The organism is Lysobacter soli, from assembly GCF_009755585.1.
GTDB classification, from domain to species: Bacteria; Pseudomonadota; Gammaproteobacteria; order Xanthomonadales; family Xanthomonadaceae; genus Lysobacter_J; species Lysobacter_J soli.
In genome coordinates, this window is record NZ_CP046603.1 from 4,071,238 (window position 1) to 4,088,206 (window position 16,969).

Genomic DNA, 16,969 nt, shown 5'->3' on the forward strand with positions numbered 1-16,969 from the left:
AAGCGTCGCGCGTTCGTGCCGCTGCGTCTTGAACGAGATTGCGGCCCGAGCTTTGTCCCTTCTCCCTCCGGGAGTAGGTGCCCGCAGGGCGGATGAGGGGCAACGGAGTGTGAATGGCACAACCGGTAGTGCAGCGAGGCACTGCTGGTTTGGACCTTGATTCGCCGTTACCCCTCACCCCAACCCCTCTCCCGATGGGAGAGGGGCTCAAGGCGGCAAGAGCGGCATCAGCTGCGCACCTGCCGCTGATACCGCGCCGGAGTCACCCCGTAGCGCTGCGCGAAGGCGCGCGTCAGGTGCGCCTGGTCGCTCAGGCCGACGTCGGCCGCGACCTGCGCCGGCGCGGCGCCGCTGGCCAGCCGGCGCTTGGCTTCGAACAGTCGCAACGCCATCAGCATCTGCTGCGGCGTGGCGTCGTACTGCGTGCGGAACGCGCGAAGGAAATGGAACGGGCTCAACTCCGCGACCGCGGCCAGTTCGTCCAGCGTGAGCCTCCGCGCCAGGTTCTCGCGCAGGAACTCGACGACGCGCGCGAACCGAGGCGCCGCATCTCGCGACAGTGGACGCGCGGCGCGCGCCTGGTCGGAGAATGCATCGAGCAGCTCGAACAGCAGGCCGTCGAAGGCCAGCGGCTCGTCCGTGCGCCACAGCGCATCGAGAAGCACAGTGACGCGCTTCGCCCGCGCCGCGTCGTGTTCGACCGCATCGCGGAACCACAGGCCGCGTTGCCCCGTGACCGTCTCGACGACGTCCGCATCGATATACGCCATGCGATAGCGCCAGCCGCCGTCGGTTTCGGCCCGACCGGTGTGCAGCACGTCCGGATTCATCATCACCCGCGAATCCTGCGGCGCCAGATGGTCGCTGCCGCGATAGCGGAAACGCTCCACGCCGGTTTCGATCGCGCCGAGCCCGTAGGCTTCATGCGTGTGCGGCTCGAACGTGTGCCGCACGATATGCGCGCGATACAGCTCCACGCCATCGCGATGCGCCGGGCGGCGGAACTGCGCCCGGTCCAGCGGATGGTCGAAATGTTCGGGCACGCCCTGCATGCCGTCGATCATGCCACGCAGGCGTTACGCGCGGCGTTTCGCCGGCGGCAGCAGCGCGTTCGCGGCCCGGCGCAGCTTCAGCGACAGCGTGTGGAAGCCCGCGCCGGTCGGATGCATCTCGTCGAACCACGCGTCGGCCTGCCGCAGCGTGCCGCGCAGGTCGACGAAGGTGAACAGGCCGGAGAACTCCGAGCGCGCGGCCAGCGGCGCGAGCACGTGGTCGTGGAAGCCGTCGATCAGCAACGCGGCGAAGCGCTTCTGCTGCGCCACCTGCGGCAGCACGTGCGCGATGTGTGGCGCGATCCACGGTCCGATGTTGTCGCGCAGCAGCGCCGCCGCGCCGAGGTTGGCCACGGTCAGGCGTGCCGGCTCGCCCATGCGCTGTGGATAGTCGTAGGTGTGCGCGAGGATCGGCGTGTTCGGCCGCGTGCGCTTGCATGCGCGAAGGAAGCGCTGGTAAGCGCCACGCACTTCCTCGAAACGGCGCGAGCGTTCGACGCGCGCGAACGCCTGTTCCGGCGTCATCGGCGATTGGCCGGCGAACAGGCCTTTGAGGAAATCGGCGACGAAATCGTTTCCGCCCGCACTGATCAACACCGCATCGAACTCGAAGCCCTCGTACCAGTCGACGAGGTCGGCGATGCGGCGTTCGGAGAAGATGTCGATCGCCAGGTCGCCGCTCTTTTCTGTTCGGAAGAACAGGCCGCCTGCGCCGAACTGCGGAACGCCGCGCTCCTCGTCTTCGGGCGTGGGGAAGACGAGCCAGTCGAGCAGATTCATCGCCAGCGGCGTGGAGAACCACGAATCGCCTTCGCAGAAGAACACCGGCGTGCGCGCAGCCAGGTCGGGCTTGCGCTGCAGCGCGCGGTAGATGCGGCGGAACTCGCCGCGCTGGGTGGTGATGGTGGAAGGCATCCGGGCTTTCCTGTTCGCGACGTCCTTATGGCAGAACGCCGCGAACGACCCGTGACGGCCGCGCTACGGTTGCGGCGCTTCCACGCGCGCGGCGACCGGCGCGGGCGCGATCGCCCACACGCTGTTCGCCTCGCCCTCGCGCATGCGGCGCGCGGTAACGCGGGCGAGCCACGCGAAACCAACCGCCATGGCGATGGCGCCAGCATCGATCGCAAGGAGCGCCCAATGCCCGGCCGCCGCACTGGTCCACCACCATGCACCCGTAACGATGCCGTGCGCGAACGGAATCAGCGCGGTCGTGATGGCGGCGACCCACAGCAGTTCGTGCGCGGCGCGGATCGGCGGCCGCAGTGCGGCCCACAGCGCGCACAGTGCCCACGTCGCGAAGCACGCGGCATTCACGCCGGATGGAAGCCCGACGCCCGACAGTGCCGGCAGCTGCAGCAATTGCGTTGCTATGAACGCGACGGAGATCGCCACGCACACGCCGATGCATACGCCCACCGTCGCACGCGCCATCCACAGCTGCGCGCGGCCCTGTTCGGCCTGCCGACGCTTTCGGCGTGCCTCGATCCACAACAGGTTGCCCGAGTAGAACAGGAACGCGCCGCCGAGGCCGAGCAGGAAGTACAGCCACTGCATCCACGCGTTGCCGTACTCGCCGAAATGCAGCGCGTACGCGGACGACAGCGTCGCGTGGTTTGCGTCGCGCTGGCCGGGCAGCTGGGTGGCGAGCGTCGCGCCGGTATTGGCGTTCATCGCGACCGAACCCAGCGGGCCGAGCGTGCCCGAAGATTCGCCGGTGACTTCCACCGTTGCGTTCGCATCGCCCGCGTTGGCGAGCTTGAGGTAGGCGGGCTCGAACTCTTCGATGCCCTGGTCGCGCGCGATGGCGATGCTGCGCTCATGCCACATCGCGAGCGAGCCGATCTTCTGCTCACGACCCGCGGGCGCGACGACCGGCGCGGTGTCCATCGCCGGGCCGAGCGCCGTCATCAGCTGGTTGCGATAGATCAGCGGATTGAGCGCCAGCATCGCGATCATCACCAGGCACAGCATCGCGCCGGTGACGGCGAACATGATGTGCATCGGCAGACTCAGAACGCCGATGACGTTGTGTGCGTCCTGCCACATGCGCTTGAGGTTGCGGCCCGGGCGCAGCGCGAACAGGTCGTCGACCAGCTTCGGCAGGTGGATCACGACGCCGGAAATCAGCGCCAGCCCGTACAGCAGGCTCACGATGCCCATCAGGTACGTGCCGGCGACGGGGATGCCGAGCGAGTAGTGCAGCGCGTTGACCAGTTCCGACAGTGCGCCGCCCGGCATCTCGTCGAGGCCTTCGGGATGTTCGGTGGTCGCGTAACGCCATGCGCCCGATGCGTCCTGCCAGTACGTGGCGGTGATCGGATACTCCTCGCCGGGAAACACCATGCCGACGTGCTTTCGCGACTCGGGATGGCGCGCGAGCGTTTCGTCGAGCAGCTGCTGCGCTTCGGCCAATGTCTGCGACGTGGCGTGAACGCCGTGCGGCGACTGCCAGGCCTGCAGGTCGTGGTGGAAGATCGTGATCGCGCCGGCGTAGAACGCCACGAACAGCGCGAAGCCGGCGACGAGGCCGACCCAGGTGTGCAGCGTGGTGAACGTGCGCAACGTGCTGGAGGAAATCTTCATCGCGTCCTCATTCGACCCAGCGCAGCCACTGCAACACCCACAGCACGCCCAGCGAAACGATGGCCAATGCACTCAGCCACGCCCACGCGCGCTTGCCGCTGGCGAACTGGAAGCTCGCGCCCATCACCGCGATCCACACCACGAAGAACGCGATGATCCCGGCGACGATGGTGCCCTGCCACGGGCCCGGCAACGCCCACGTGAGCAGGCCGACCAGCCCCGCTGACAGCAGGAAACCCGGCACGATCCCGGCGAATGCGCGCGCCCACATCAGCGTGTCTCTCCGTTACCGGCCGGCGCAGTGCGCCACGCCAGATATGGAAGCGCCATCAGCGCGAGCATCCACGTCCCCAGCATCGCGCACAGCCCGGCGCCGACGCCGAGCTGCGCGATGAAGACCCACAGTGACGCCACGGCCAGCAGGCCGCCGACGAGCTTTCCGCGCGCGGCATGGCGACGCCACGACGGCCAGCGGCAATGTGGGGACGCGGCATACAGCGACGCCGCCGACACCAGCGACATCGCGATGGCCGTGATCGTGGCGGCGAGGGAATTCATCGTCTCAGGTCACCACTGGTAGCGCGCGGTCGCGGTGACCGTGCGCGGATAGCCGTAGTAGCACCACGTGCCGCTGTTGCAGGTCGCGATGTAATCCTTGTCGCCGACGTTCTGCGCGTTGAGCTGCAGGCGCCACGCGCCGATGTCGTAATGCACCGACGCGTCGAACAGCGTGTACGACGGCGTCTGCCACGCGTTGTACGCATCGCCGTAGTGCTCCCCGGTGTAGCGCACGCCCGCGCCGAAGCCCAGGCCCGACAGCGCGCCGCCGATGATCGTGTAATCGGCGCCGAGCGAGGCGACGTTTTCCGGCTGCAGCGGGATTTCCTTGCCCAGCGACAGCGGGTCAGTCGACTTCGTCACTTCCGAATCGGTGTAGGTGTAGGCGCCGTACACGCTCAGGCCGTTGCCGACGTTCCAGCGGCCTTCCAGCTCGACGCCGCGCACCTTCGTCTCGCCCTGCTGGATCGAGTACAGCGTGTGGTTCGGATCCACGACCAGCGTGTTCTCCTGCACCAGCTCGTAGGCGGCGATGGTTGCGAGCACGCGATTGCTCGCCGGCTGGTATTTCAGGCCGATCTCCGTCTGCTCGCCGGTGGTCGGCACGAACGCCGTGCCGAAGAAGTCGGTGCCGACGGTGGGCTGGAACGACTGCGACCAGCCGATGTACGGCGCGAAGCCGTTGTCGAAGAGGTAGTTCACGCCGACGCGGCCGGAGAACTTGTCGTCGCTCTGGTGCGACTGCGCGCCGCCGATGACTTCGCGCGTGTCGGTGCCGACCCAGTCCTGGCGCGCGCCGAGCGTGACCACCCAGCGATCGACCTTCATCTGGTCCTGCGCGTACAGGCCGAACTGCGACTGCGTCTGGCGCGTGCGCGAGGAGAAATCAGGCTCCACGATCGGCGAGCCATACACCGGCGCGAACAGGTCCAGCGTCGGCGCGCCGAACACGAATGCCGACGCGTAATCGTTGCGCGCGCGACGGAAGTCCAGGCCGGTGAGCAGCGTGTGCTCGACCGCGCCGGTGCTGAAGTCGAACTGCAGCTGGTTGTCGACGCCGAAGGTCTTGCTCTCTTCCTCCGTATTCCAGAGGTAGCGCACGAGCGTGCGGTAATCGACGGGCTGGAACGTCACCGGATCGGTGAGCCAGCCGAACGCACCGACCGACGTGCTCGGATCGATCTTCGTCACGCCGTAGCGCAGGTTCTGGCGGAACGTCGCGCCGCCGCCGAAGTCATGGAAGTACTCCCACCCCAGCGACGTCATCGTCTTGTCGTAATTGTTGAAGCCCGGCTCACCGGTGAAGCGGTTGCGCGCGATGCGGCCGTTCGGGTTCGGCAGCAGCGTGCCTTCGGCCGGCAGGAAGCCGGCGCCGGCGACGGTGTCGTTCTTCTGCCAGCGCGCGAGCAGCGTCAGCGAGTTCGCTTCGTCCGGCTTCCACGTCAGCGCCGGCGCGACGAAATAGCGGTCGTCGTGGACGAAGTCGATTTCGTCGTCGCTCTGGCGCGCCAGCGCGGTGAGGCGGTACGTCCACACGCCATCGTCGGTGAGCTTGCCGCCGAAGTCGCCGGCGAGCTGGAACAGGTCGTACGTGCCGACCTGCACTTCGACCTCGCGCAGCGTCGCGTCGGTCGGACGCTTGCTCACGTAATTGACCATGCCGCCGGGCGGCATCGCACCGTAGGCAACCGACGCCGGACCCTTCAGCACTTCCACGCGCTCCAGGCCGTACGGCTCGATGCGCGTGATCGACGTGCCGCTGCCTTCGGCGAGTGCGAGGCCGTCGAGGTAACGCGCCGGCGTGAAGCCGCGCAGGAGCAGCCAGTCCGAACGCGGATCGCCGCCGTAGCCGCCTCCCTGCGCGCCGGCCGTGAACCAGATCGCCTCCTCGATCCCGTGGATCGCGCGGTCCTTCATCTGCTGGTCGGTGACGACCGAGATCGACTGCGGGATCTCGCGGATCGGCGTGTCGGTCTTGGTCGCGGTGCCGGCGGTGCGGGCGATCGGCGCGCGCACTTCGACCGAATCCAGGTCCGTGGCGCTGGCGCCCTGCTGGGCCAACGCGGGCATGGCGGCGCCGGCGAGCATCGCGACGGCGAGCGCGTGGCGGATCGAGACCGGCAACGGCCGGACGGCGGAGCGGTGGGAGCGCATCGGGAACCTTGAAGTGGAGGCTGGCCCTGGCCGGGAGCGCACAATGCGTGTCGCGCCGGTGGCCGGCAAATAAGAATCGTTCGCGATTGTAGGGCGTTCAACCGGGCCGAACAATCGAGCCGAAGTCTTCTGGTGCGCCGGCGGCACGTTGTGGCCGCACAAGGAAAAGCGCCGCGGTGGGGGCGCGGCGCTCGGGGGAAAACCTGGCGATGTAGTGGACGCGGGCGGTCGCCTTCGGACGACGCGCGCGCGGAGGTCAGCCGCAGCCGCAGATCGCGAGTTCGTCGTCGAACGACGATTCGGACGCCGCCTGCTCGCGCTTCGCGCGGGCGTGGCCCAGCGGTGCGAAGAAGCGCGCGGACGCGATGCGGTTGCCGTAGCCGGCGAAGCGCTCGTCGAGGTCGTCGAACGGGTGCGGCTCGGCCTGTTCGGCCTGCGGAATGAAGAGATTGGTGAAGACGTTCATGGCGTGCTCCCGGTGTGCGGCGGCCTGCGTGGCGTGGACAACTTCCTTGAGTGCGTTGCAAGATACGCCCGCGCCGGAGCCCGAAAAAGCGACGGTTCTGCAAGCCAGTCTTGAATCCGGTTCAAGCGTCGCCGGGGCACGAGGAGGTCGAATGAGCCGTCCGCCGTTGCAGGCCCTGCTGGGTTTCATCGCCGCCGCGCGCGCCGGGAATCTCACCCGCGCGGCAGAGTCGATGCACCTCACCGTCAGCGCGCTGAGCCACCAGATCCGCACCATCGAGGAACGCCTCGATCGGCGTCTGTTCGTGCGCGGCGCGCGGGGCGTGAAGCTCACCGAACACGGGCAGGCGCTGTACGACCGCATCGCGCCGCACCTGGAAGCGATCGAACTGGCGCTCGCGCCGCGTCGTGTGCGTCGCGACGACGCGCTCGCCGTGACGCTGATGCCCTCCTTCGCGTCGAGCTGGCTCGTGCCGCGCCTGCCGCGCTTCCTCTCCGCGCATCCGCAGCTGGAAATCAGCCTGCAGTCCAACATCGATCCCATCGACTTCTCGCGCGAGACCACCATCGACGCCGGCATCCGCTTCGGCCCGGGCAAGTGGCCTGGCGTGGAAGCGGTGCACCTGTTCGACGACTGGATGACGCCGACCGCGAGCCCGGCGCTGATCGAGCGCCTCGGCCGGCCGACGCTGGCCACCCTCAGCCAGTTTCCGCTGCTGGGCGCGCCCGGCGGGCGCTGGAGCGAATGGTTCGCGAAGTTCGGCGGGAAGCCGCCGGAGCGGTTCGTGGCGATCTTCGACGATTCGGAAAACCTGCACCGGGCGGCGGCCGAAGGCATGGGCATCGTGCTGGGACGCGTGACGCTCGCGCGGCCGCTGGTCGAAGCCGGGCACCTGGTCGAATTGTTCGACGAACGCCTGAAGACCGAATTCGCGCACTACCTCGTCTACCCGTCGCGCTCGCGCGACCATCGCGGGCTGGCGCGTTTCCGCGACTGGCTGCTGGAGGAAGCGGCGACGTACGCGGCCAGCGACGCGATGACGCCGAGGCGCGGCGGCGCTCCGAAGAAGGCCCCCGCCAAGGCGCGCAAGCCGGCGCCCGCCAAAAGGACCCGTGCCGTCCGTTGATGGTGGCCGCCACGGGGTTGGGGGTAGTCTGGCCGCCCGTTCACCGGCCCCGTGCGGAGCCGGCACCGTCATGGAGACCTGCATGAAACGCCTTCTGCTTGCCGCCCTGGTTCCCGCCCTGCTCGTCGCGCAAGGCCCCGTCCTCGCGCAATCCAAGACCAAGCCCGCTCCGAAGGTGACGTCGCCGGTCGCAGTCGAGTCGTCGCTGCAGGCCGCGGTCGACGCGCCGACGCGCGATGCGAAGAACCGCCTTCGCGACTCGTACCGCCATCCAGCACAGACGCTCGCGTTCTTCGGCGTGAAGCCCACGCAGACTGTCGTCGAGATCACCCCCGGCGGCGGCTGGTACACCGAGATCCTCGCGCCGTACCTCAAGAACGGTGGCCAGTACGTCGCGGCGATGTACGACCCCGCGATCGCAGGCCAGCCGCAGTACCGCTACCGCCAGAGCGAGGCGATGGCCAAGCGCCTGGCCGACACCGCCGTTTACGGCAACGCGAAGGTCCAGAACTTCGATCCGAAGGCGCCGAACTTCGGCGCCGCCGGCTCGGCCGACGTCGTACTGACCTTCCGCAACGCGCACAACTGGGTCGACGACGGCACGGCCGACGCCTACTTCAAGGCGTTCTTCGACGTGCTCAAGCCGGGCGGCACGCTCGGCGTGGTCGACCATCGCGCCAAGCCGGGCACCGACCTGGAAAAGATGAAGACATCCGGCTACCTCACCGAGGCGCTGGTGATCGAACTGGCGCAGAAAGCGGGCTTCAAGCTGCAGGAAAAGAGCGAGATCAACGCCAATCCGAAGGACACCGCCGATCATCCCAACGGCGTGTGGACGCTGCCGCCGACCAACCAGCACGACGCGAAGGACGACGCCAAGTACAAGGCGATCGGCGAGAGCGACCGGATGACGCTGCGGTTCGTGAAGCCCTGATGTGAAGGGTGGGGTCGGAGAGTGAGAAGTGAGGCAAGCGTGCTCACTCCTCGCTTCTCCACGCTCGCTCCTGCTCCAGCATGCTCATCGCCCTCAACAAACCCTACGGCGTGCTGTGCCAGTTCACCGACCGCAGCACGCCGCCGCGCCGCACGCTGGCCGAATTCGGGCTGCCGCCGGACGTGTACGCGGCCGGGCGGCTCGACCACGACAGCGAGGGCCTGCTGCTGCTCACCGACGACGGTGCGCTCGCGCATCGGCTGACCGATCCGCGCCACAAGGAGCCCAAGACGTACTGGGTGCAGGTCGAAGGCGAACCGTCGGATGCGCAGATCGATGCGTTGCGACGCGGCGTCGTGCTCAACGACGGCCCGACGCGTCCGGCGAAAGTGCAACGCCTCGACGCGCCGGCGCTGTGGCCGCGCGATCCGCCGGTGCGTTTCCGCAAGACCGTGCCCGACGCATGGCTCGAAATCACCATCAGCGAAGGCCGCAACCGCCAGGTTCGCCGCATGACCGCCGCGGTCGGGCTGCCGACGCTGCGGCTGGTGCGCGTGGCGATCGGGCCGCATCGGCTCGACGACTTGGCGCCGGGGCAATGGCGCCAGCTGTAACCGTGATGCGCGACCGTGACGGCGCCGCGTGCAGGATGCGTCGGCCGGCTTGAGCGCGATCAAACAGCGCGCGCGGCGACGCGAAAGCATTGCCGCACCGCCACGACGGACCCGCCATGGATTTCCTCGACAACCTCCTGCTGAACACCGACAGCTACAAGGCCAGCCACTGGCTGCAGTACCCGCCGGGCACGGACGCGACGTTCTTCTACGTCGAGTCGCGCGGCGGGCTGTACGACCGCACGGTGTTCTTCGGGCTGCAGTCGATCCTCAAGCAGACGCTCGCGCGTCGCGTCACGCACGACGACATCGACCAGGCGCGCGAGCTGTTCGCCGCACACGGCGAGCCGTTCAACGAGGCCGGCTGGCGCGAGATCGTCGACCGCCACGGCGGTCGCCTGCCGCTGCGCATCCGCGCCGTGCCCGAAGGCACGGTCGTGCCGACGCAGCAGGCGCTGGTGACGATCGAATCGACTGACCCGCGCGCGTTCTGGGTGCCGTCGTACATCGAAACGCTGCTGCTGCGGCTGTGGTATCCGGTGACGGTCGCCACGGTGAGCTGGCATGCGAAGCAGACGATCCGCGGCTTCCTCGAACGCACCAGCGACGATCCCGAAGGCCAGTTGCCGTTCAAGCTGCACGACTTCGGCGCGCGCGGCGTGTCGAGTGCGGAGTCGGCGGCGATCGGCGGGCTGTCGCACCTGGTGAACTTCATGGGCACCGACACCGTCGCCGGCCTGCTCGCGGCGCGCGCGTGGTACCACGAGCCGATGGCGGCGTTCTCCATTCCCGCGGCCGAGCACAGCACGATCACCGCGTGGGGTCGCGAACGCGAAGTCGACGCCTACCGGAACATGCTGCGGCAGTTCGCCAGGCCCGGCGCGATCGTCGCCGTGGTGTCCGACAGCTACGACATCTTCCGCGCCGTGTCCGAGCACTGGGGCCGCACGCTGCGCGAGCAGGTGATCGCCTCCGGCGCGACGGTGGTGATCCGGCCCGATTCGGGCGATCCGGTCGCGGTCGTGCACGAATGCCTGCGCCGGCTCGACGAGGCGTTCGGCCACGTCGTCAACGGGAAGGGATTCCGCGTGCTCAACCACGTGCGCGTGATCCAGGGCGACGGCATCAACCCCGACAGCATCCGCGCGATCCTCGAACGCGCCACCGGCGCCGGTTATTCCGCCGACAACCTCACCTTCGGCATGGGCGGCGCGCTCTTGCAGCGCGTGGATCGCGACACGCAGAAGTTCGCGCTGAAGTGCTCCGCCGCACGCGTGGACGGTCGCTGGATCGACGTCTACAAGGAACCGGTCACCGACCTCGGCAAGACCAGCAAGCGCGGCCGCATGACGCTGGCGCGGCATGTCGAATCGGGCGAATACCGCACGGTGGCGTTGCCCGATGGCGCGGTGTCGCTGGATGCGGCGAGCGCACCGGCCGGATTCGAGGACGCGCTCGTCACCCTGTGGGAGGACGGCGAGCTGCTGCAGGACTGGACGCTCGCGCAGGTGCGCGAGCGCGCCAACGCCGCGCGGCTCTAGCGCGCGGCGGTTTTCCCGGACTCGTCTTCATCCGGCGCGTTGTGCGCCGTTTCCGCCACCGGTACCGAGTTCGCGCCCGGCCGCGTGAGCAGCAGCACGCCGCCGAGGACGACCGCCGTGCCGACCAGTTGCACGGCGGTGATCGGCTCGCCCAGCAGCCACGCGCCGAGGAACACCAGCGACACCGGCCCCAGCACCGACATCTGCGCGGCGGTGCCGGCGCCCAGGCGCGCGACGGCGCCCATCGTGAATGTCACCGGCAGGAAAGTGCAGAAGAACGCGTTGATCGCCGCCAGCCCGTAGACCGGCATCGGCAGTTCGAGCAGGTGCGAGGGATCGCGCGCGATCAGGTAATGCGTAAGCGTCGCCGCGGTCGAGATCGTCATCGCGTACGCGACCAGCCGCAGCGAGCCGATGCGCTTGATGAGCTGGCCCGACATCGACAGGTACAGCGCGTAGCTCAGCGCCGCGCCCAGCACCAGCGCGCTGCCGAGCAGGATGTGCTCGCCCTGCACGCGCAGGTTCTCGACGAACACCAGCGACACGCCGGCATAGCTCACCGCCAGCGCGACCCACTCGCGACGCGCGACGCGGCGCTTGAACGCGAACACGCCGATCAGCAGGACGAAGGTCGGGTTGAGGAAGAGGATCAGCCGTTCCAGGGAAACCGGCACGTACTCCAGTCCCCAGAAGTCCAGCAGGCTCGACAGGTAATAGCCGAGCACGCCGAGAATCACGATCAGGCCGAAGTCGCGCCGCGTCATCGGCGCACGTTCGGGACGGCGCGACTCGCGGATGCCGAGCGCGACGAACAGCGGCAGCGACAGCAGCATCCGCAGTGCGAGCACGTCGAGCGAATCCACGCCGTAGCGGTACTGGAACTTCGCCAGGATCGCCTTCGCCGAGAACAGGATCGCGCCGGTGGCGGCCATCGCCAGGCCGACGCGGCGCGCGGCCTGCGGGTGAGCGGTTGCGGTGGTCGCGCTCATTCGGCGCTCGCGTCGTCGAGCTGCTTCCGCTGCGCCGCGCCCAGCGACAGGCGCGCCGCGGCGAGCAGTTCGTGGAGCTGTTCGACCGTGGTCGCGCTGGCGATCGGGGCGGCGACCGTCGGCTGCGCCATCAGCCAAGCCAGGGCGACCTGCGCCGGTGTGGCGCGCAGGTCGACGGCGACATCGTCCAGCGTCTGCACGATGCGCAGCCCGCGCGGGTTGAGGTACTTGCCGATGGCACCGGCGCGCGCGGCGCTCTTGCCGATGTCGGCCTCGCTGCGGTACTTGCCGGTGAGAAACCCGCTGGCGAGCGCGTAATACGGGATCACCGCGACCTCGCGTTCCCGCGCCAGCGGCTGCAGTTCGGCCTCGAAGCCGGCGCGGGCGTAGAGGTTGTACTCGGGCTGGAGCGTCTCGAAGCGCGGCAAGCCGTCGCGTTCGGCGACGTCCAGCGCCTCGCGCAGGCGCGCGGCGGAGTAGTTCGAGGCGCCGATCGCGCGCACCTTGCCTTGCTCGATCAGCCGGGCGAACGCGCCCAGCGTGTCGGCCAGCGGCGTCGCCGGATCGTCCTCATGCGCCTGGTAAAGGTCGATCGCGTCGGTCTGCAGTCGGCGCAGCGAGCCTTCCACGGCGGCCTGGATCGTCGTCGGCGCGAGCCCGCGGTGGCGTTCCCACTTGCCGACCTTGGTCGCCAGGGTCACGCGCGCGCGCTTGCCGCTGCGCTGGAACCACCGGCCCAGCAGCGTTTCGGACTCGCCGCCCTCGTTGCCCGGCACCCAGTACGAGTACGAATCGGCGGTATCGACCAGGTCGAAGCCGGCGTCGACGAAGGCGTCCAGCAGGGCGAAGGTCGCGGTCTCGTCGGCGCTCCAGCCGAAGACGTTGCCGCCGAGTGCGAACGGGGCGACACGCAGGCCGGATCGGCCGAGGGGTCGGAGGGACGGCGTCATGGGGGAAACTCGGCCGAGTAGGGGGTCACATGATGCGATGCGTTCTAGGCCGCAGGGGCAATCGACCTGTAGCGCGACGTTGCGGATCCTGCCTCTTTGCCGGATCGGCTCGGCGCCCAACCGCCTTCCGGGGGACATGATGTCGGCAATCGCCCGCCTTTCTGATACCGTTTGTCCCAATGAAACCGCGGCGCGAAGGGGGTCGACGCTGCCCCGGGGACAGGGACGCAGCATGGTCGTAGCCGCTGGCAATTCGGGCCGAATCCTGGTCGTCGACGACCAGAACGTGAACCTGCGCGTGGTCGGCACCCTGCTGGCCCGCCAGGGCTACGAAGTCGTGTCCGCCAGTTCCGGCGAGGAAGCGCTCCAGCGCTATCTCGAAAGCCCGCCGGACCTGATCCTGCTCGACATGATGATGCCCGGCATGGACGGCTTCGACGTCATCGCCGCCCTGCATGAGCTCGGTCCGCTGCAGGTGCCGGTGGTCTTCGTCACCGCCGCGCACGATCGCGACCTGCTGCTGCGCGCCTTCGACGCCGGCGTGGTCGATTACGTCACCAAGCCCTTCCTGCCCGAGGAACTGCTGGCGCGCGTCAACGCGCACGTCGGCCTGAAGCTCACGCGCGACCGCCTCGAACGCGTCGCCCGCGAGCGCGAGGAACTGGTCAACCTGGTCGCGCACGACCTGAAGAACCCGCTGAGCAGCGTGGTCTTCGCCGCCGAACTGCTGCGCAGCGGCCTGTGCAAGGCCGAGCGCATTCCGCGCTACCTCGAGATGATCCACGAGAGCGCCGACGACGCGCTCGGCTACATCCATCACTATCTGGAAAGCCAGTCCGACAAGCTCGCCGACGAAGACACCGGCGGCGGTCGCGCGGATCTGGCCGAAATCCTCGGCTGGCTGCACAAGCGCTACGAAATGCAGCTGGAAGCTCGCGGCATCCGCGCCGAGCTGCGCCTGCCGGAAACGGCCGCGCAGGTGAGCATCCACCCGCGCGTGCTGCGCCAGGTGGCGGAAAACCTCGTCACCAACGCGATGAAGTACGCGCCCGATTCCGAACTGCTGCTCACCGCGCGCGCGGGTGCGCCGGGCTACTGGCAACTGGTCGTGGCCGACCGCGGCCCGGGCATTCCGCCGGATCGCGAGAAGGAGCTGTTCAAGCCGTTCGTGCGCCTGCACGACGATCCGCGTTACGACGGCCTGTCGAGCGGACTGGGCCTGTCGCTGGCCAAGCGCATCGTCGCGCGCGCCGGCGGTCAGCTCTGGTACGAAGCACGCCGCAACGGCGGTGCGCGCTTCATCATCGAATTGCCGGAAGCGCCGACGCCTGTGATGGCGTGACTCCTGCGCATCATTTCCGCCTTCGCGGGAATGACGTCTACCCAACATCAAACCCTCCCCGGATCGGGGAGGGTCGGGTCGTCTACAGGTTCAGTGCTCGACGCGCGACTGCTGGCGCGAGGATGCATTGCGGCGCGGCGTCGGCGCGCGACGGCCGGAGCCGCGACGGGCTTCGACGCGGCGCGAACTGCCTTCGATCGCATGCTCGTCCTGTTCTTCCTCGACGCGGCGGGCACGACGCTTGGCGGCGTACCAGAGCAGGCCGGCACCGGCGACGGCAGCGGCGATCAGCACCGGATTGCGGCGCACGAAGCCGCCCGCCACGCGCGCGCCGCCCTTCAGGGCGCCGAGCTTCGCACCGGCGTCCAGCCACTGGCCGGCGCTGTGGGTCATCGCGGGAACCGAGTGGCGCAGGCTGTCGCCGGCGCTGCGGAGGTTGTCGCCGACCAGCGAGGCCAGGTCGAGCGCGCGTTCGGGGATCGAAGTCAGCTTCGTCATGATGTACAGCCCGTTTCGGGAACGGGGTCCAGTGTCGGCAAGCCGTCGTTGAAACAGCGTGATCGGGCGCGGAAGTTGCCCGCCCCCGGCTGAATGCCGATGATGGCCGCCACCACCGCCGAGCACGCATCGCCATGATCCGCATCCTGCCCAACGTGCTCTCCGCGGCCGAATTGCAGGCGGTACGCGAGCTGCTGCCGCAGGTGCGCTTCGCCGACGGCCGGATCACCAACCCCGACTCGACCATCAAGCAGAACCTGCAGGCGCCGCAGGAAGACCCGGCGAACCAGCGCATCGCGCTGATCGCGCGCGATGCGTTGATGCGGTTCGGCGAGCTGCGCGTGTTCGCGCAGCCGCGCACGATGGCGCGCACCACCGTGGTTCGCTACGAGCCCGGGATGAACTACGGCTGGCACGTGGACGAGGCGCTGTTCCCGTCGACGCCGCCGATCCGCAGCGACCTTTCGTGCACGGTGTTCCTCAACGATCCGTCCGAATACGACGGCGGCGAGCTGACCATCCAGCTCGGCGCGCAGGAGCTGGCGTACAAGCTCGAGCCGGGCAGCGCGATCCTGTATCCGTCCACGACGATCCACCGCGTCACGCCGGTGACGCGGGGCGTGCGCATCGCCGCGATCACCTGGCTGCAGAGCTGGGTCGCCGACAGCAACCAGCGCGAACTGCTGGTGCAGCTGGAGGAAGCCCGCGGCCTGGCCGCCAGCGGGGGCGATCGCCAGCGCCTGCAGGTGCTGCTGGAGTCGCTGCGGACGAACCTGTTCCGGATGTGGGCGGATACGTAAGCGCCGCATCTGGGCTTTGAGCCGCCGTGCCGGCGAAGGCCGGGACCCAGGCCCTCAACGTCCGGGCACTCCCTGCATGGCGAACCACGTCGTCGTCATTCCAGCGAAAGCTGGAATCCATTTTGAATTCGAAGCCGTCGATTGCGTTGTATCGGAGCAACAGCGCAGCGCTGTCTGGCGTTCGTGGGTCACCGCATCCGCTTCGTTGCCCCTCACCCCAACCCCTCTCCCGATGGGAGAGGGGCTAAACCCCGTCATTCCAGCGAAAGCTGGAACCCATCGGCCACAGGCATGCGAGACTTCGCGAGCTCACTCGCGTCGGTTTCCTCGGCCAGCGTCAGAACGAAATGCTCCGGCGCCAGCGCGCGGAGGAAGCCGACCGCATCGAATGCCTCACCCGCCGCCCACGCGCCCGCCTTCGCCACTTCGCCCGACAACACGCGCTCCAGCGCTTCGACGATCAGCGGCGCAGTCACTGCATAGATATCGACACCCTGCGCCGTCGCACGACGCACGCGACCGCCGCGCTCGACCCGGACATCGAGGACGAACCGCTGCGACGACCGCCCGTGTTCGTCCGCCGCGACGGGCGGCGGCGTGGCGGGGTCGCGCAGGTGGCGCAACGGCGCCAGGTTCATGTACGAACGCACGCGTTCGCTGCGCAGGTGGCGCGCGATGGCGACGATCTCCGACAAGGTCAGCATCACCGCTTCCTGCGTTCCGAACGGTGCCGGAAAGTCCCAGTCGCGCGTCGGCGCGGGATCCGGCAGCGGATGAAGTTCGCCGCCCTCCACGATCCATCGCACGGCGCGGTTGCGCTCGCCCGTGATGCGCGTGCCGCGCGTGGGATGCCAGCCGTCCAGGCCAACGGCGATATCGATCGCGTCCGCGCCGTCCCAGTCGTCCATCGCCGCGGTCGCGAGCAGATCCGCTAACGCGCCGTAGAACGCGACCGACGGCATCGCAACGATCCCGCCCGCCTTCGCCCGCGCGTCCTGTTCGAACACGTGCACGGCGGCGCCCTGCTCGGCGCTCGTGTCGAGATAGTGCACACCGTTGCGGATCGCGGCATCGAGCAGCGGGGCGGCGGTATCGAGGAACGGCCCGGCCGCGTTGATCACCGCGCTCGCGCCGCGCAACGCCGTGTCCAGCGCGGCGGCATCGTCGATGGCGGCGACGTGGCACAGCAGGCCCGGGGAGTGGCGGGCCATCTCCGCCAGCTTCACCACGTCGCGGCCGCACAGCACCGGCGTGCGGCCGCGACGCAGCAGTTCGGCGACGATGAAGCGGCCGGTGTGACCCGTGGCGCCGTACACGACGACGGGCGCGTTCGTACCGGAGTTGGGAAGTTCCATCGTC

General features: G+C 68.8%; 17 protein-coding genes. 6 read left to right on the forward strand and 11 right to left on the reverse strand.

Features of this window, described 5'->3' with window-relative positions:
- Nucleotides 1-227: 227 nt before the first annotated feature.
- The 7 genes from GOY17_RS18490 to GOY17_RS18520 form a co-directional block, all read right to left on the reverse strand.
- On the reverse strand, nt 228-1,064 hold the full coding sequence (locus GOY17_RS18490) for an AraC family transcriptional regulator (protein ID WP_232338487.1): 837 nt from the start codon (nt 1,062-1,064) through the stop codon (nt 228-230).
- A gap of 12 nt (nt 1,065-1,076) precedes the next feature.
- The gene (locus tag GOY17_RS18495) at nt 1,077-1,967 is read right to left on the reverse strand and encodes a hypothetical protein (RefSeq protein WP_157031488.1); all 891 of its coding nucleotides are present in this window, start codon (nt 1,965-1,967) and stop codon (nt 1,077-1,079) included.
- Nucleotides 1,968-2,030: 63 nt separating this feature from the next.
- On the reverse strand, nt 2,031-3,638 hold the full coding sequence (locus GOY17_RS18500) for a PepSY-associated TM helix domain-containing protein (protein ID WP_157031489.1): 1,608 nt from the start codon (nt 3,636-3,638) through the stop codon (nt 2,031-2,033).
- Nucleotides 3,639-3,645: 7 nt separating this feature from the next.
- Nucleotides 3,646-3,909, reverse strand: a complete 264-nt coding sequence (locus GOY17_RS18505) for a hypothetical protein (RefSeq protein WP_157031491.1) — start codon at nt 3,907-3,909, stop codon at nt 3,646-3,648.
- Complete coding sequence (locus tag GOY17_RS18510; RefSeq protein WP_157031493.1) at nt 3,909-4,196, reverse strand: hypothetical protein; 288 nt, start codon at nt 4,194-4,196, stop codon at nt 3,909-3,911. The genes GOY17_RS18505 and GOY17_RS18510 overlap by 1 nt, the downstream gene beginning before the upstream one ends.
- 9 nt (nt 4,197-4,205) lie before the next feature.
- On the reverse strand, nt 4,206-6,350 hold the full coding sequence (locus GOY17_RS18515) for a TonB-dependent siderophore receptor (protein ID WP_157031495.1): 2,145 nt from the start codon (nt 6,348-6,350) through the stop codon (nt 4,206-4,208).
- 256 nt (nt 6,351-6,606) lie between these two features.
- Complete coding sequence (locus tag GOY17_RS18520) at nt 6,607-6,816, reverse strand: hypothetical protein (RefSeq protein ID WP_157031496.1); 210 nt, start codon at nt 6,814-6,816, stop codon at nt 6,607-6,609.
- A gap of 151 nt (nt 6,817-6,967) precedes the next feature.
- On the opposite strand from GOY17_RS18520, the gene GOY17_RS18525 reads away from it, so the two are divergent.
- The 4 genes from GOY17_RS18525 to GOY17_RS18540 all read left to right on the forward strand — a co-directional run bounded on the left by GOY17_RS18525 (nt 6,968) and on the right by GOY17_RS18540 (nt 11,031).
- Nucleotides 6,968-7,942, forward strand: coding sequence for a LysR substrate-binding domain-containing protein (locus tag GOY17_RS18525; protein WP_157031498.1), 975 nt, complete (start codon nt 6,968-6,970; stop codon nt 7,940-7,942).
- Between the two features lie 82 nt (nt 7,943-8,024).
- The gene (locus GOY17_RS18530; RefSeq protein WP_157031500.1) at nt 8,025-8,876 is read left to right on the forward strand and encodes a class I SAM-dependent methyltransferase; all 852 of its coding nucleotides are present in this window, start codon (nt 8,025-8,027) and stop codon (nt 8,874-8,876) included.
- 80 nt (nt 8,877-8,956) lie between these two features.
- A complete protein-coding gene (locus GOY17_RS18535; protein ID WP_157031502.1) occupies nt 8,957-9,490 on the forward strand; it encodes a pseudouridine synthase in 534 nt (177 codons plus the stop codon).
- A 116-nt stretch (nt 9,491-9,606) separates the two neighbouring features.
- Nucleotides 9,607-11,031 carry a nicotinate phosphoribosyltransferase gene (locus tag GOY17_RS18540; protein ID WP_157031504.1) on the forward strand — a complete coding sequence of 475 codons (1,425 nt, stop codon included), beginning with the start codon at nt 9,607-9,609 and terminating at the stop codon, nt 11,029-11,031.
- Here the strand turns inward: GOY17_RS18540 and GOY17_RS18545 are convergent.
- Both GOY17_RS18545 and GOY17_RS18550 read right to left on the reverse strand, forming a co-directional pair.
- On the reverse strand, nt 11,028-12,020 hold the full coding sequence (locus GOY17_RS18545; RefSeq protein WP_157031506.1) for a DMT family transporter: 993 nt from the start codon (nt 12,018-12,020) through the stop codon (nt 11,028-11,030). The two genes, GOY17_RS18540 and GOY17_RS18545, sit on opposite strands and share 4 nt — an antisense overlap.
- Nucleotides 12,017-12,970 (reverse strand): aldo/keto reductase, encoded by a 954-nt coding sequence (locus GOY17_RS18550; protein ID WP_157031508.1) that lies wholly within the window; start codon nt 12,968-12,970, stop codon nt 12,017-12,019. Before GOY17_RS18550 ends, GOY17_RS18545 begins: the two co-directional genes overlap by 4 nt.
- Nucleotides 12,971-13,202: 232 nt before the next feature.
- Between GOY17_RS18550 and GOY17_RS18555 the strand changes: the two genes are divergently transcribed.
- The gene (locus GOY17_RS18555) at nt 13,203-14,312 is read left to right on the forward strand and encodes a hybrid sensor histidine kinase/response regulator (protein WP_181902838.1); all 1,110 of its coding nucleotides are present in this window, start codon (nt 13,203-13,205) and stop codon (nt 14,310-14,312) included.
- A gap of 90 nt (nt 14,313-14,402) precedes the next feature.
- Here GOY17_RS18555 and GOY17_RS18560 read toward each other — a convergent pair whose 3' ends face one another.
- The gene (locus tag GOY17_RS18560; protein ID WP_115843219.1) at nt 14,403-14,810 is read right to left on the reverse strand and encodes a hypothetical protein; all 408 of its coding nucleotides are present in this window, start codon (nt 14,808-14,810) and stop codon (nt 14,403-14,405) included.
- Nucleotides 14,811-14,944: 134 nt separating this feature from the next.
- Here GOY17_RS18560 and GOY17_RS18565 point away from each other — a divergent pair, with 134 nt between their 5' ends.
- Nucleotides 14,945-15,610 carry a Fe2+-dependent dioxygenase gene (locus GOY17_RS18565; protein ID WP_157031509.1) on the forward strand — a complete coding sequence of 222 codons (666 nt, stop codon included), beginning with the start codon at nt 14,945-14,947 and terminating at the stop codon, nt 15,608-15,610.
- Nucleotides 15,611-15,864: 254 nt separating this feature from the next.
- Here the strand turns inward: GOY17_RS18565 and GOY17_RS18570 are convergent, their stop codons facing one another.
- Nucleotides 15,865-16,965, reverse strand: coding sequence for a saccharopine dehydrogenase NADP-binding domain-containing protein (locus GOY17_RS18570; protein ID WP_157031511.1), 1,101 nt, complete (start codon nt 16,963-16,965; stop codon nt 15,865-15,867).
- Between the last annotated feature and the right edge of the window lie 4 nt (nt 16,966-16,969).

What these genes read in the sequence shown, in the direction of transcription:
- GOY17_RS18545 (WP_157031506.1), bottom strand. Translation starts at nt 12,020, where the DNA reads ATGAGCGCGACCACCGCAACCGCTCACCCGCAGGCCGCGCGCCGCGTC.
- GOY17_RS18510 (WP_157031493.1), bottom strand. Translation starts at nt 4,196, where the DNA reads ATGAATTCCCTCGCCGCCACGATCACGGCCATCGCGATGTCGCTGGTG.
- GOY17_RS18555 (WP_181902838.1), top strand. Translation starts at nt 13,203, where the DNA reads ATGGTCGTAGCCGCTGGCAATTCGGGCCGAATCCTGGTCGTCGACGAC.
- GOY17_RS18565 (WP_157031509.1), top strand. Translation starts at nt 14,945, where the DNA reads ATGATCCGCATCCTGCCCAACGTGCTCTCCGCGGCCGAATTGCAGGCG.
- GOY17_RS18570 (WP_157031511.1), bottom strand. Translation starts at nt 16,965, where the DNA reads ATGGAACTTCCCAACTCCGGTACGAACGCGCCCGTCGTCGTGTACGGC.
- GOY17_RS18525 (WP_157031498.1), top strand. Translation starts at nt 6,968, where the DNA reads ATGAGCCGTCCGCCGTTGCAGGCCCTGCTGGGTTTCATCGCCGCCGCG.
- GOY17_RS18495 (WP_157031488.1), bottom strand. Translation starts at nt 1,967, where the DNA reads ATGCCTTCCACCATCACCACCCAGCGCGGCGAGTTCCGCCGCATCTAC.
- GOY17_RS18505 (WP_157031491.1), bottom strand. Translation starts at nt 3,909, where the DNA reads ATGTGGGCGCGCGCATTCGCCGGGATCGTGCCGGGTTTCCTGCTGTCA.
- GOY17_RS18560 (WP_115843219.1), bottom strand. Translation starts at nt 14,810, where the DNA reads ATGACGAAGCTGACTTCGATCCCCGAACGCGCGCTCGACCTGGCCTCG.
- GOY17_RS18535 (WP_157031502.1), top strand. Translation starts at nt 8,957, where the DNA reads ATGCTCATCGCCCTCAACAAACCCTACGGCGTGCTGTGCCAGTTCACC.
- GOY17_RS18540 (WP_157031504.1), top strand. Translation starts at nt 9,607, where the DNA reads ATGGATTTCCTCGACAACCTCCTGCTGAACACCGACAGCTACAAGGCC.
- GOY17_RS18520 (WP_157031496.1), bottom strand. Translation starts at nt 6,816, where the DNA reads ATGAACGTCTTCACCAATCTCTTCATTCCGCAGGCCGAACAGGCCGAG.
- GOY17_RS18490 (WP_232338487.1), bottom strand. Translation starts at nt 1,064, where the DNA reads ATGATCGACGGCATGCAGGGCGTGCCCGAACATTTCGACCATCCGCTG.
- GOY17_RS18550 (WP_157031508.1), bottom strand. Translation starts at nt 12,970, where the DNA reads ATGACGCCGTCCCTCCGACCCCTCGGCCGATCCGGCCTGCGTGTCGCC.
- GOY17_RS18500 (WP_157031489.1), bottom strand. Translation starts at nt 3,638, where the DNA reads ATGAAGATTTCCTCCAGCACGTTGCGCACGTTCACCACGCTGCACACC.
- GOY17_RS18530 (WP_157031500.1), top strand. Translation starts at nt 8,025, where the DNA reads ATGAAACGCCTTCTGCTTGCCGCCCTGGTTCCCGCCCTGCTCGTCGCG.
- GOY17_RS18515 (WP_157031495.1), bottom strand. Translation starts at nt 6,350, where the DNA reads ATGCGCTCCCACCGCTCCGCCGTCCGGCCGTTGCCGGTCTCGATCCGC.